This is a genomic window from Leclercia sp. 119287, from assembly GCF_009734485.1.
Lineage (GTDB): Bacteria > Pseudomonadota > Gammaproteobacteria > Enterobacterales > Enterobacteriaceae > Enterobacter > Enterobacter adecarboxylatus_C.
This window is the reverse complement of record NZ_CP046445.1, coordinates 1,331,638-1,344,544: the sequence shown is the minus strand read 5'-3', so window position 1 is coordinate 1,344,544 and position 12,907 is coordinate 1,331,638. Positions and strand designations below refer to the sequence as shown.

Sequence of the window (12,907 nt, the reverse complement as noted above, 5' to 3'; positions counted from 1 at the left end):
GTGTGATTTCCGTCCCCATATACTATGTAACCTGATAACTCCCACCCAACGTGGGAGTTATTCTTTTTTTGACGTACTGCCGGAGCTCACATGAAAACCAAACTTAACGAACTGCTTGAATTCCCTACTCCTTTTACTTACAAAGTAATGGGGCAGGCGTTGCCTGAGCTGGTTGATCAGGTGGTTGAAGTGGTACAGCGCCACGCGCCAGGCGACTACTCTCCGACGGTGAAACCAAGCAGCAAAGGCAACTACCACTCCGTGTCTATCACCATCACGGCGACGCATATTGAACAAGTCGAGACGCTGTACGAAGAGCTCGGTAATATCGATATCGTACGTATGGTGCTGTAACGCCTTTCGGTTACCCGCATGGCCGGGTAACCTGTTTCCCCTCTGTGATATACTCCCCGCTACAGTTTGTCCCTTTGTTCGGAGATATCGTTTTGTATCAGGATACTATTCTCGTCCGCCAGCTTGGGCTGCAGCCCTATGAACCTGTCTCCCAGGCTATGCATGAATTCACCGACACGCGCGACGAGAACACGCTGGATGAGATCTGGCTGGTAGAACATCCCCCGGTGTTTACCCAGGGCCAGGCCGGAAAAGCAGAGCATCTGCTGATGCCTGGCGATATCCCGGTGATCCAGAGCGATCGTGGCGGGCAAATCACCTACCACGGCCCGGGCCAACAGGTGATGTATGTCCTGCTCAACCTGAAGCGCAGGAAGCTCGGCGTACGCGAGCTGGTAACGCTGCTTGAACAGACGGTAGTCAATACGCTGGCCGAATTTGATATTGATGCGCACCCGCGCGCGGATGCGCCCGGCGTCTATGTTGGCGAAATGAAAATATGCTCTCTCGGTCTGCGTATTCGCAAAGGGTGCTCTTTTCACGGTCTTGCTTTAAATATCAATATGGATCTTTCGCCTTTCCAGCGCATCAATCCTTGTGGTTATGCCGGGATGGAAATGGCGCAAATGCGTCAGTGGGTAGAGAACATTACCCCGGAAATTGCACGCCCTCATTTGGTTAATGCTTTTTTAGCCCTGCTAAACAATCCACCCCATAAATATATTCCTGCTTAATTACTGCCTCCCGTTGGCTCATTATTTGATGGGCCATTCTTATTTGAAGGCTTTTACGCTTTACATCAATGCCTGGTTTCAATATTTTCAAAAAGACCGTAACGCGCCTGCGTATAAGCATTTATCTATTGTCTGCTCCGGCATGGCCAACCGACTGGCACGGATCACGCCTGCGCAAATATTAGACAACCCAATGATTTTACTTAAAAAGATTAACCCTCGAAAGCAGTTTATCCATAACAATAAGCACATTATTTAAATTCAACTATTATTTATATTGTGAATGAAAAGGGAGGAATAGCGTGGATAATAATAATTCTTCAGAAAAGCGCTTGAGTGAACCAGGCATTGAAGCAAAACCACAAATTTTTCGGACTTTACGCAATATTGATCTCAACTTATTGACGATTTTTGAGGCGGTGTATGTTCACAAAGGGATCGTTAATGCTGCGAAAATTCTTAATCTCACTCCCTCGGCAATAAGCCAGTCCATACAAAAATTACGGACAATTTTCCCGGACCCGTTATTCATTCGCAAAGGCCAGGGCGTGACGCCAACCGCCTACGCCACGCATCTGCACGAATACATCAGCCAGGGCCTGGAGTCGATTCTCGGGGCGCTGGATTTAACCGGCAGCTACGATAAGCAGCGCACTATCACTATTGGTACCACCCCGACCGTGGGCGCGCTGGTTCTGCCGCCGATCTACCAGGCCGTAAAGACGCATGCGCCACACCTGATGCTGCGTAATATTTCGGTCAATGACGCCGAGACGCAGCTGGGTCAGTTCCAGACCGACCTGATTGTCGACAGTAACGCCCTTAATGCCCGCGCCCTGAGCCACAACGTACTCTTCGCTGACAGGCTACTGTTGATCTGCCGTAAACACCATCCAGCCCTGAGCCAGGCCGCCACGGTTGAAAATCTGCAGCACTACGAGCAAACGTTGCTGATGCTGGAAGGACAAAACCTGAATGGCCTGCGGCAACGCATTAACGATATTTTCCCGGAAAAGCAGGTCAACTTCAGCAGTTACAATCTTTTTACGATTGCCGCCCTGATCGGCAGCAGCGATCTGATTGGTATCATCCCGGAGCGCCTGTTTAACCTGGTACGCCACTGCTGGCCGCTGGAGCAGATCCCCTTCGCCCCACTCAATGCAGAATGCGTTGAAATCTCGCTGTATTACAACAAGCTGAGCCTGCGTGACCCTGTGCTGGAAAACCTGATCAACGTTATCCGCCAGGCCTTCTGAAAAGGGGTTATCCCCTGCAAAGCCGTGCTGCCCCACACAAAAGGCACTAAACAACAACTATTTTACAATTTGGCGACCGGGCAGGCTGCTTTATCGTCCGTATCAATGATATACTGCCTGTCGTTCGTTCAAAAATAGTTGATAAATACAACATTCCCTTGAATTGAAACGCTTTCCTTCGATTTTCGCAACTGGAAGACGCACGCTATGAGTAAACCCATTGTGATGGAACGTGGTGTTAAATACCGCGATGCCGATAAAATGGCCCTAATCCCGGTTAAAAACGTGGCTACGGAGCGCGAAGCGCTGTTAAGAAAACCGGCCTGGATGAAGATCAAACTTCCGGCGGACTCTTCGCGTATTCAGGGAATCAAAGCAGCGATGCGCAAAAACGGCCTTCACTCCGTTTGTGAAGAGGCCTCCTGCCCGAACCTTGCTGAATGTTTTAACCACGGCACCGCGACCTTCATGATCCTCGGCGCGATTTGTACCCGCCGCTGCCCGTTCTGTGACGTTGCCCACGGTCGTCCTGTTACCCCTGACGCTAATGAGCCACAGAAACTGGCACAGACCATTGCTGACATGGCGCTGCGCTATGTGGTTATCACCTCCGTTGACCGCGACGATCTGCGCGACGGCGGTGCACAGCACTTTGCCGACTGTATCTCTGCCATTCGGGAAAAAAGCCCGTCCATTAAAATTGAGACGCTGGTTCCTGACTTCCGTGGCCGTATGGATCGTGCGCTGGATATCCTCAACGCTACCCCGCCGGACGTGTTTAACCACAACCTGGAAAACGTGCCGCGTCTCTATCGTCAGGTTCGTCCGGGTGCCGATTACAACTGGTCGCTGAAACTGCTGGAGCGTTTTAAAGAAGCGCATCCGGAGATCCCAACCAAATCCGGTCTGATGGTCGGTCTGGGTGAAACCAACGAAGAGATCGTTGAAGTGATGCGCGACCTGCGTCGCCACGGCGTCACCATGCTGACGCTGGGCCAGTATCTGCAGCCAAGCCGCCACCACCTGCCGGTCCAGCGCTACGTGAGCCCGGAAGAGTTTGATGAAATGAAAGCCGAAGCGATGGCGATGGGCTTCACCCATGCTGCCTGCGGTCCGTTCGTTCGTTCGTCCTACCATGCCGATATGCAGGCGAAAGGCGAAGAAGTGAAGTAAACCCCGTCACAAAAGTTTACAGTTCACCCATAAAAAAACCGGCCTGAGCCGGTTTTTTTCTATCGCAAGCCATGAGGCGTGGCCGTTACTCTTTGTGCGAGAGTTTCTCAGTGGCGATATCCGCATCGGCTTTCTTCGCCGTGGCGTCATCGTCGTTCATCGCCTTCTTAAAGCCTTTGATGGCAGCACCCAGGTCTCCGCCCAGCGTACGTAATTTCTTGGTACCAAACAGCAGGACAACCAGTGCGGCTACCACCAGCAGTTTGGTAATACTAATCTCACCCATAGATACCTTCTTGACGTAAACAGGCTGCGTTTCGCGCCTAAAAAACCCGACGTTATTAACGGTCATTTGACGCCCGCACACAATAGCAATCTGTAACAAGGTGAATCAAGCGTTGTTTAAAAAACGTCATAATAATTGCGGAGGCGCGAAGCGCCGGTTGCGCAGGACCGGCAGCTGCTGACGCGCCAGGGTAACGCGTTCCCGGCTAATCTCCGCTAACAGCAGCGCCGGCCCCTCAGCTGCAGCCGCAATGGTCACGCCCAGGGGATCGATAATGCGGCTCTGACCAATATTTTTGTTACCGCACTCCCCTGCTGCCACCACATAGCAGGTGGTGTCCAGCGCCCGGGCCGCCAGCAGCGTTGCCCAGTGGTGCTCCTTGAGCGGCCCTCTGACCCACGCCGCTGGCAGGACCAACACGTCCGCCCCCGCCAGCGCCAGGTTCAACGCCATCTCCGGGAAGCGCAAATCGTAGCAGGTCATCAACCCCAGACGAATCCCGTCGATTTCGATTAGCGGCGGCACACGCGTTCCCGCATCGACCAGCCGGGATTCCCGGATACTGAACGCATCGTAAAGATGCAGCTTGGCGTACTGCTCAACTATCCTGCCGTCACGCAGAGCGACGAGGGTGTTTATCGCCCTTCCTGCGGTTGACGGGACATGCACGGTCAGCACCGTGGTCATCTGGTTCCGGGCACTCTCTGCCATCAGCATCGTTAAAAAGCCGCCGTCCAGCGGCTGGGCCGACTTCACGGACAGGTCGGGATCGTTATCATCGCGGGCCAGTAGCGCTTCAGGCAGTACCAGCAGCGAAGCCCCCTGCGCTGCTGCCTGCGCCATCAGGGACACGCAGGTTTCGGCATTTTTTTGCCAGTTTGCCGTTACTGCAAATTGTCCAACCGCAACGTGCATATTTTCCCCTTACCTCAAACGGCGTTACACTCAGAGTCCTTACACATCAGATAGCAGGTATTGTTCGTGTTTCAACTTCTTTTAGCTGTTTTTATCGGTGGGGGCACAGGAAGCGTGGCGCGCTGGCTGTTGAGCATGCGGTTTAACCCTCTGCACCAGCAGATCCCGTTCGGCACCCTTACGGCCAATCTTCTCGGCGCTTTTATCATTGGGCTGGGTCTGGCGTGGTTCAACCGAATGACCCATATCGATCCTGTCTGGAAAGTCCTTATCACCACCGGCTTTTGCGGCGGGCTGACTACCTTTTCAACGTTCTCCGCAGAGGTGGTGTTTCTGTTGCAGGATGGACGTGCGGCCTGGGCGCTCCTGAACATTGCGGTCAATCTGCTGGGTTCGCTAATGATGACCGCGCTCGCATTTTGGTTAATTTCTGCGGTGAATGCTCACTAAAAGACGCGGGCCTTAATGTTGGCTTAATTTTTCTCAGGCAACCTGTCACCACATACACTGAGGGTGACGCAATGAAAGAGAAAATAACAAATGCGGGGATGTTCGTACTGAGCGTAGCGATTCTTGCCAGCTTTTTGAGACTGTACTTGTTCAGCTGAGCCAAAACGAAAAAAACCCGCTCAGGGAGCGGGTTTTGAAATTCTTGCTGGTCTCGTCTGAATTACAGAGCGATGACGTTAGCAGCAGAAGGGCCTTTGGCACCGTTAGTGATTTCAAACTCAACGCGCTGACCTTCAGCCAGGGTTTTGAAACCATTGCTCTGGATTGCAGAGAAGTGTACGAACACGTCTTTGCTGCCATCTTCCGGAGTAATGAAACCGAATCCTTTGGATTCATTAAACCACTTAACGTTACCTTTAATCTTAGACATCAAAATTACCTTTACATGAAAATTGGACACAAATGCTGTGTCGGGTATCAGTACAACAATTGTGAGCGGTTTTGTCCAGCGCCTTTTTGAAGAAAAGTGACAAAAGTCGCGTTAATTTTTGCCCCCCAATTTTTATCCTTTACGATTCAACAAGTGGCTATTAAATCACCGCTACGTAAAGTTTTTTCAGTTAAAACTGGAAGCGCATCCAGGCGAAGTAGACGTTGCCGTTGTTATAGGTGCCCGGGATATAGGTCATCTGGAAAGTGGCCGGGCCGTACCCTACCGAGGCCAGCGGCAAGACCAGCGGAACGGGGATGTAATTCCAGTTATCGCGCGCCGTGACGGCGGCGGTAAAGCCAAGGCCCAGATGGAAATTATCATCGGCCAGCGGTCGCCAGGTTTTCTCCCAGCCGTAGCCCGCAATAGGCTCCCATTTATTGTAAGAGTCTTTAAACGCCATCGCGTAAAGGCCATGCCAGTTGCCTTTTTCATCCCAGCGTGACTGACCAAAGCCCGCGCCCCACGGCCGCTCATTGTAGCGATCGGTCTTCTCCTTGTCGTACGCGAAGCGGGCATGCCAGGTAATCGCTGGCACGTAGAGATCGTAATGTTGAGGTTCTTCCCAGGTTTCAATCATATCGTTGTGGATAGTTTTGACCCAGGCTCTGAGAGGAGGAACGTCTTTAGCCATTGCCACAGTTGAAAAAGTCAACTGAGCAAAAATAAAAGAAGAAACAAGGAAAGACTTATTAACAACTGTCACGATCTTATTACCATTTTCATATTCGCTGCGTGTTCTCGCATAGAATAGTTGAATGGGATCCAGACGGCATTGGTCATTATCTTAATTGTTTACTTAATTTAATCAGAATACTCCCAGGAAAAAGAGAGCGCCTTAAAATAGTTAAGACGCCATTTAGAAAAATTAACGTTGATGCAATAACTTATACAGCGCAGGAATAATCAACATTGATAACAGCGGCGCGCTCACCATGCCGCCTATCATCGGCGCAGCAATGCGCTGCATCACCTCTGCCCCACTGCCTCCACCCCACATCACCGGCAGCAGACCGGCCATGATGGTAGCAACGGTCATCACCTTGGGGCGCACGCGCAAAACGGCGCCTTCGTGAATGGCCTGAATTAATAATGTATTTTCCTCATCATCATCGCGCGTCCGATATTTATTTAACGCCTGATTAAGATAGAGCACCATAATAACGCCAAACTCTGCCGACACGCCTGCCAGAGCAATAAAACCGACAGCGCCTGCCACCGACAGGTTATATTCCAGAAGCCATAATAACCAGACGCCACCGATAAGAGAAAAAGGTAATGTTCCCATGATGATAAGGACATCTGAAATACGCTTAAAGGTCAGCCAGAGCAGGATAAATATAATCCCCAGGGTGACCGGCAGCACTATTTTTAGCTTCGCGGTGGCCCGCTCGAGATATTCAAACTGCCCGGACCAGGCGAGCGAGACCCCTTGCGGCAATATAACCTCCTGGTTTACCCGCTGCTGCATCTCTTCCACTGCCGATTTAAGATCGCGCCCGCGCAGATCCACGTAGATCCAGTTCGAAAGTCGGGCATTTTCACTTTTCAGCATCGGTGGCCCCTCGGTTATCAGGATCTCCGCCAGGTCGCCCAGCGCAATCTGGTTGCCGTTGGCCGTCACCACCGGCAATGCCCGCAGCTTATCGACAGAATCCCGGCTGTCGCGGGGATAGCGCAGATTGATGGGATAACGTTCACGGCCAAGGATCACCTCACCCACCTTATCGCCCCCCACCAGCGTGGCGACCATACCCTGCAATTCCTCCACCGAGACGCCATAGCGCGCTGCCTTCTGGCGATCGATACGGATATCAACGTAACGCCCGCCCGCCAGCCGCTCCGCCAGCGCCGAGGTCACGCCCGGCACCTGCTTCACCACCTGCTCAATCTGCTGCGCAACACGTTCAATATCTGCAAGATTATTGCCGTTGACCTTGATCCCTACCGGGCTTTTGATCCCGGTCGCCAGCATGTCGAGCCGGTTGCGGATCGGCGGCACCCAGACGTTGGCAATGCCCGGCAGCTGAACGGTGCGATCCAGCTCTTCAACCAGCTTCTCCGGCGTCATGCCCGGTCGCCACTGGTCGCGCGGCTTAAAGTGAATGGTCGTCTCCAGCATGGTTAGCGGTGCCGGATCGGTTGCCGTCTCCCCCCGCCCGGCCTTGCCGAATACCGTCGCCACTTCCGGCACGCTTTTAATCAGCCGGTCCGTCTGTTGCAGCAGCCGGGCCGCTTCCCGGGCCGAGATCCCCGGCAGGGTTGATGGCATATACAGCAGATCACCCTCGTTGAGCGGCGGCATAAACTCGCTGCCCAGCCGGCTCAGCGGCCAGAGCGTGACCAGCAACAGGAGCACCGCCAGCGCCAGCGCCATCTTCGGAAAGCGCAGCACCCTGTCCAGCAGCGGCTCATACAGGCGGATCAACACCCGGTTGATAGGGTTTGCTTTCTCATCCGGGATGCGCCCGCGAATGAAATACCCCATCAGCACCGGCACCAGCGTGATCCCCAGCCCCGCCGCCACCGCCATCGCCCATGTCTTGGTGAACGCCAGCGGCGCGAACAGTCGCCCTTCCTGCGCCTCCAGCGAAAAGACCGGTATAAACGACAGGGTGATGATCAGCAGACTGCAAAACAGCGCCGGGCCCACGTCGATAGCCGCGCGCTCCGTCAGCCGCCAGTATTCGGCTGAGGTCGGCTCCTGACCCGGGTTGTCGTGACGCCACTGCTCCAGCACCTTGTGCATATTCTCGATCATCACAATTGCCGCATCGACCATCGCGCCAATGGCAATGGCGATCCCTCCGAGAGACATAATGTTGGCGTTGATCCCCTGATAGTGCATCACCACGAACGCGCCCAGAATGCCCAGCGGCAGCGAGACCACTGCCACCAGCGCCGAACGGAAATGGAACAGGAACAGGGCGCAGACCAGCACCACTACCACAAACTCTTCGAGCAGCTTGTGGGTGAGCGTTTCGACGGCGTCCTCAATGAGCGTCGAGCGATCGTAAACCGGGACGATCTCCACCCCTGCGGGCAGCGTTTTTTGCAGCTCAGCCAGCTTCGCTTTGACCGCATGCAGCGTCTCCAGCGCGTTCTGGCCGTAGCGCATCACCACCACGCCACCCGCCACTTCGCCTTCGCCATTCAGCTCGGCCACACCCCGGCGGATCTCGGGGCCATAGCCGACGCTCGCCACATCCCCCAGCAGAATAGGCACTCCGTCACGGGAGGCAATCACCACGTGGCGAAAATCCTCCAGGCTTTGCAGATAGCCGGTGGTGCGCACCATGTACTCCGCCTCGCCCTTCTCAAGCAGGGCTCCCCCGCTCTCTTTGTTGGCCGCCTGCAACGCCGTGACGATTTGCGCGTGGGTGATGTTCAGGGCCCGCATTTTTTCCGGATCGGCAATCACCTGATACTGACGCACCATGCCGCCGATGCTGGCCACCTCCGACACATTCACCACGCTTTTGAGCTCAAATTTCAGGGTCCAGTCCTGAATGGCACGCAGATCGGCTAGGCTGTGTTTGCCGCTGCGGTCGATCAGGGCATATTCGTAGATCCAGCCCACCCCGGTCGCATCCGGGCCCAGGGCGACGTTCCCCCCGGCCGGCAGCTGCGACTGGACCTGGCTTAAATACTCCAGCACCCGCGATCGCGCCCAATAGAGATCGGTTCCGTCCTCAAACAGCACGTAGACATACGCATCGCCAAACATCGAGAACCCGCGCACCGTTTTCGCGCCGGGTACGGAGAGCATCGAGGTCGTCAGGGGCCAGGTCACCTGATCTTCAATCACCTGCGGCGCTTTGCCCGGGAAACTGGCGCGGACAATCACCTGCACGTCCGACAGATCCGGCAGCGCATCCAGCGGCGCCCGCTGCACCGCCCAGATCCCCCACCCCGCCATGACCAGGGCCGCGAGGATCACCAGTAGCCGGTTACGCAGAGAGGCTTTAATTACCGCCGCAATCATTGCGTCACCTCCGGCAGCACGCTGCGCAGGCTGGCTTCGGAGTCGATCAGGAACTGTCCGGAGGTGACGACCTCGTCCCCCTCCTGCACGCCGGAGCGGATTTCGGTCCACCCCTGCGCGGTCAGCCCGGTCTCCACGTTCACCGGCTGAAAATAGCCGTTGCCGCTGGCAAGCAGCAGGCGTTTACTGTTCCCGGTATCGATAACCGCCTCTTCCGGCACGGCCAGCACCGGTTCCCCCGCCGCCGACTGCGCCCGGGAGACCGTCAGGAACATACCCGGCTTCAGCTGCTGCTGCGGATTGTCCACCAGTATTCGCGCCTTCAGGGTGCGGGTGGCGATATCCATCTGCGGCAGCAGCTCGCTGACCCGCCCGTGAAAACGCATCCCGGGGAAGCTCTCAGAGGTCGCCACCATCTCGCTGCCGACGCTCAGGGCCTGCGCCTGCGACTGAGGATAATCCACCACCAGCCAGACCGGATCGAGACGCGCCATTTCGAACAACGCGGTCATTGCCGCCACCTGCACGCCTTCGCGCACGTCCAGTTTTGCCACATAGCCGGCCTGCTGCGCCCTGAGGAGCAGCGAGGTCTGCGGTTTTCCGCTGCGCTCCAGAGCGCGGATCACCTCCTCGGGCATAAACTGCAGCTTCAGGCGCTCCCGGGCGGCAGCGCTTAACGCCGCATCGCCCAGCGCGCGCACAGCCAGATACTCCTGCTGCGCCTGCGTCCACTGGGGGATCCACAGCTGCGCCAGCGCCTCACCGGCTTTTACCTGCTGGAGCGGTGCCCGGACATACAGCTTCGTCACCACGCCTGCGGCAGGAGCAGAGAGCACCGTGACGCTGCGTTCATCAGCGGCGATGGTCGCAAAGGCGGAGAAGGGTTGGGCCAGCTGACGCCGCGCTACGCGAGCGGTCTTCATGCCCAGATTTTGCTGTTGGGCGGCGCTGATCCCCACGCCTGCTGGCGCATCTTCCTCATCGGCATAGCGCGGCACGAGATCCATATCCATAAACGGCGAACGCCCCGGCTTATCAAAACGCTGGCCCGGCACCATGGGATCGTACCAGTAGAGCACCTTGCGTTCGGCAGGCGCCGACGCTACCCCGTGTGAAGCGTGACGCTGCCCGGCGAAATAGCCGCCAGCAGCCAGCAGCAATGCCAAAGGCACGGCGACCCGGAATGTGATTTTCATTGTGCCAACTCCTGGGGGATTAACCATTGGATCGCAGCCCAGGTGCGCGCCATCTCGCGCTCGGCCTGATTGGCTGCCAGTTCGCTGTCCAGCACGCTGCGGCGTGCCTCGAGCAGGGCGGGCAGCGCTGACTGACCCGAACGATATTGCGCATTCAGCACCGCCAGGCGCTGATGCTGTAACGGCAGCACCTCTTCGCGCTGGCGCTGCCACAGCGTCTGCGCGGCCTGGTACTGGGCTACCAGCGACTGTACCTGGGCGATGTGCTCACGCTTTATCAGTGTCAGTTCATCCACCGCCTGCAGGGAGCGGGAGACCTCCGCGGCGTAGTCCTTGTCCTGGCGTCGCGACTGGAACAGGGGCAGATCGACCGTGAACATCACCCCGGCCATATCGTCATAGCCTTCGGCACGATGGGCGTAGAACACCTCGACATCCACATCCGGGATCGCCGCTACCGCCGACTGCGCCGAGCGGGCTTTGGCAGTCTCAGCCTCACGCTGTGCGGCCTCCACTTCCGGGTGATGGGCGATGGCCTCTTCGAGCTGGATAACGTCGGCAGGCAGACGCTGATAGCGCGGCAGCGGCCCCTGCACGTCCTCGACCTGCTGGCCGGTGAGCTGCAGCAACCGGCTTTGCGCCAGCCGAACGTCACGTCCTGCCAGGGTGGCTTTGTCGCGCATGGCGCTGAGGGTCATGCGCAGGGCCAGCACACTGTCGGGGCTGGCGCTCCCGGCCCCGACGCTGGCCTTCTGCACGTTCAGCTGCCGCGCCGTCTCATCGACCAGCCGATCTGCCATGTTCAGCCCCTGCTGCGCCAGGGCCAGCTCCAGCCAGGCCTGGGCGGTATCCCGCTGGAGGGCGGCGCGCACCGCGTCCGCTTTCGCCAGCACGCCCCGGGCCTGAGCCTGCAGGGTTTGCGCCTTGCGCGCCCGCTTTTCATGGCTGACGTAGCTCTGCATGATACCGACCCGCTGCATGGTCATCCCTTCCCGGGTGAAGCGGCGATCGTTGCTGCCCTGCACCGGCACGTTTTCAATGCCGAACTTCAGTTTCGGATCGGGTAGCTGGGTAGCGGAATCCGCCATCGCATCCAGCGCCCGGGCCTCATTACGGCTGGCGGACAGGGCCGCAGAGTAGCGTTGGGCTTCGGCCAGGGTTTGATCGAGCGTCCAGGGTGCGGCCTGCCCGGCCGCACTGATGAGCCCGAGCATCACCCCACCGAGCCAGGTGCTCAGTGTTGCTGTTTTCATGGGATCCTCGCTTAGCGCAGCGGCGTGAGCGAGATTATCTGAAAGCCGTCACCGGCCCGCACCAGCGTAAATGTCACCGGCTCGCCCGGTTTCACGGCGCTGAGGTCAACATCGGCTGAAAAGGCAAACGGCATGGTCATCGCGGGCCACTTCAGGGCCGGGATTGCGTCATGCTGGATAAGCAACGTCTTCGCGTCGATCGCCCGGACAACGCCCTGTCCCTGCCACTGCGGGGTCACTGGGGAGGGACTCTCCGTCGCCTGAACGGAAAATGAAGAAAGGGTAATGCACGCGCCAAGCAGCGCGGAAAAGAGTAAAGCACGCATGGTAAAGCTCCTGTTAAACGTAATTGAAACTAAATCAACGAATTAACAGGTCTGTTTATTCCCGGAACCGGCAAAAACGGATCGTTGCCGGCGGCCCCACGGCGGGCGGAGTGACGACGCGGGACGACGACGCCACAGCGACGCAGTCCGGTTCATTGAGGGTCACGGTCATGGCCGCAGGCAGCGCCACCAGCTGTGAATGCCCCGTGTCTTTTTGCACCTGCTCCGGCACGCAGTGCTTATCACACAGCCCCGACGGCGCAGGCGCGGCGTGATGCTGCGGCATCGCCATCATGTCCAGATGCTGAATAGAGGCCGTCTCGCCCTGCACATTGATGGTGCAGTCGTGTGAGGCCACCGCCACCTGACTCTGGATCAACAGCCAGCCGAAAGCGAACATCAGCATCAGCAGATGTTTTTTCAGATAGCGCAGTCGAAAGATCCAGCTGGCAGGCATAACAGCGTCTTGAGGTTGTAAAAAGAGACCTG

14 protein-coding genes are annotated in these 12,907 nt (G+C 56.8%); 5 read left to right on the top strand and 9 right to left on the bottom strand.

Annotated features, from left to right (window positions below):
- Nucleotides 1-90 precede the first annotated feature (90 nt).
- The 4 genes from ybeD (at nt 91) to lipA (ending at nt 3,517) form a co-directional block, all read left to right on the top strand.
- A complete protein-coding gene (gene ybeD, locus GNG27_RS06505) occupies nt 91-354 on the top strand; it encodes a DUF493 family protein YbeD (RefSeq protein ID WP_003022706.1) in 264 nt (87 codons plus the stop codon).
- Between the two features lie 92 nt (nt 355-446).
- Nucleotides 447-1,088: a lipoyl(octanoyl) transferase LipB gene (lipB, locus tag GNG27_RS06500; protein WP_156263196.1), complete on the top strand. Its 642-nt coding sequence runs from the start codon at nt 447-449 to the stop codon at nt 1,086-1,088.
- A gap of 302 nt (nt 1,089-1,390) precedes the next feature.
- A complete protein-coding gene (locus GNG27_RS06495) occupies nt 1,391-2,344 on the top strand; it encodes a YbeF family transcriptional regulator (protein ID WP_156263195.1) in 954 nt (317 codons plus the stop codon).
- A 207-nt stretch (nt 2,345-2,551) separates the two neighbouring features.
- Nucleotides 2,552-3,517, top strand: coding sequence for a lipoyl synthase (lipA, locus tag GNG27_RS06490; protein WP_156263194.1), 966 nt, complete (start codon nt 2,552-2,554; stop codon nt 3,515-3,517).
- A gap of 85 nt (nt 3,518-3,602) precedes the next feature.
- On the opposite strand, the gene tatE is transcribed toward lipA, so the two are convergent.
- Nucleotides 3,603-3,803, bottom strand: a complete 201-nt coding sequence (gene tatE / locus GNG27_RS06485; RefSeq protein ID WP_142488664.1) for a twin-arginine translocase subunit TatE — start codon at nt 3,801-3,803, stop codon at nt 3,603-3,605.
- A gap of 126 nt (nt 3,804-3,929) precedes the next feature.
- Nucleotides 3,930-4,718: a deaminated glutathione amidase gene (locus GNG27_RS06480; RefSeq protein WP_142488663.1), complete on the bottom strand. Its 789-nt coding sequence runs from the start codon at nt 4,716-4,718 to the stop codon at nt 3,930-3,932.
- Nucleotides 4,719-4,784: 66 nt separating this feature from the next.
- Here GNG27_RS06480 and crcB point away from each other — a divergent pair, with 66 nt between their 5' ends.
- Complete coding sequence (gene crcB / locus GNG27_RS06475; RefSeq protein WP_039031372.1) at nt 4,785-5,168, top strand: fluoride efflux transporter CrcB; 384 nt, start codon at nt 4,785-4,787, stop codon at nt 5,166-5,168.
- 220 nt (nt 5,169-5,388) lie between these two features.
- Here the strand turns inward: crcB and cspE are convergent, their stop codons facing one another.
- The 7 genes from cspE to GNG27_RS06440 all read right to left on the bottom strand — a co-directional run bounded on the left by cspE (nt 5,389) and on the right by GNG27_RS06440 (nt 12,875).
- Nucleotides 5,389-5,598, bottom strand: a complete 210-nt coding sequence (cspE, locus tag GNG27_RS06470) for a transcription antiterminator/RNA stability regulator CspE (protein WP_002439184.1) — start codon at nt 5,596-5,598, stop codon at nt 5,389-5,391.
- Nucleotides 5,599-5,788: 190 nt separating this feature from the next.
- Complete coding sequence (gene pagP / locus GNG27_RS06465) at nt 5,789-6,364, bottom strand: lipid IV(A) palmitoyltransferase PagP (RefSeq protein ID WP_156263193.1); 576 nt, start codon at nt 6,362-6,364, stop codon at nt 5,789-5,791.
- Nucleotides 6,365-6,526: 162 nt separating this feature from the next.
- Nucleotides 6,527-9,643 carry an efflux RND transporter permease subunit gene (locus tag GNG27_RS06460; RefSeq protein WP_156263192.1) on the bottom strand — a complete coding sequence of 1,039 codons (3,117 nt, stop codon included), beginning with the start codon at nt 9,641-9,643 and terminating at the stop codon, nt 6,527-6,529.
- A complete protein-coding gene (locus tag GNG27_RS06455; protein WP_156263191.1) occupies nt 9,640-10,839 on the bottom strand; it encodes an efflux RND transporter periplasmic adaptor subunit in 1,200 nt (399 codons plus the stop codon). The genes GNG27_RS06460 and GNG27_RS06455 overlap by 4 nt, the downstream gene beginning before the upstream one ends.
- Nucleotides 10,836-12,092, bottom strand: coding sequence for a TolC family protein (locus GNG27_RS06450; RefSeq protein WP_156263190.1), 1,257 nt, complete (start codon nt 12,090-12,092; stop codon nt 10,836-10,838). The genes GNG27_RS06455 and GNG27_RS06450 overlap by 4 nt, the downstream gene beginning before the upstream one ends.
- An 11-nt stretch (nt 12,093-12,103) precedes the next feature.
- Nucleotides 12,104-12,418 (bottom strand): copper-binding protein, encoded by a 315-nt coding sequence (locus tag GNG27_RS06445; RefSeq protein WP_156263189.1) that lies wholly within the window; start codon nt 12,416-12,418, stop codon nt 12,104-12,106.
- Between the two features lie 55 nt (nt 12,419-12,473).
- On the bottom strand, nt 12,474-12,875 hold the full coding sequence (locus GNG27_RS06440) for a hypothetical protein (RefSeq protein WP_142488657.1): 402 nt from the start codon (nt 12,873-12,875) through the stop codon (nt 12,474-12,476).
- Between the last annotated feature and the right edge of the window lie 32 nt (nt 12,876-12,907).